Below are 420 nucleotides of genomic sequence, written 5' to 3'. Positions count from 1 at the left end.
GGACTAGCGTCCTGTATTGGCGCCCTCTTGAAGGGGTGGCGAAAGTATATGGGCTTGTAGCTCAGTTGGTTAGAGCACACGCTTGATAAGCGTGGGGTCGGAGGTTCAAGTCCTCCCAGGCCCACCAGATATGTGATAAGGGGCTTTAGCTCAGCTGGGAGAGCACCTGCTTTGCAAGCAGGGGGTCATCGGTTCGATCCCGATAAGCTCCACCATCACTTTTTTGGTGTCGAGTAGGACGGATTTTGGTCAATCAATAAAAGAAAGAAACGTGATTGCAGATTGCTTTGAGCGATTTGCCTGTTCTGTATGAAATAGTGAAGAGAAGATGTAATCGGACTGATCAATGATCAGTGTCGCAAGAGCTTGCTCAAGCCTTGCATTATGATTGGCAGCCTGACCGCGCCACCGATTGTATCT

The 420-nt window shown here is 49.5% G+C and carries 2 tRNA genes; both read left to right on the top strand.

Annotated elements, in window-relative coordinates:
* Window positions 1-50 precede the first annotated feature (50 nt).
* Window positions 51-127 (top strand) — tRNA-Ile (locus tag QSJ70_RS27410).
* Window positions 128-139: 12 nt separating this feature from the next.
* Window positions 140-215: transfer RNA gene (locus tag QSJ70_RS27405), tRNA-Ala, on the top strand.
* The last annotated feature ends 205 nt before the right edge of the window (window positions 216-420 follow it).

The sequence above is a fragment of the Brucella sp. NBRC 12950 genome, from assembly GCF_030268145.1.
In the GTDB taxonomy this organism is placed as follows: domain Bacteria; phylum Pseudomonadota; class Alphaproteobacteria; order Rhizobiales; family Rhizobiaceae; genus Brucella.
This window is presented reverse-complemented; position numbering and strand designations above follow the sequence as displayed.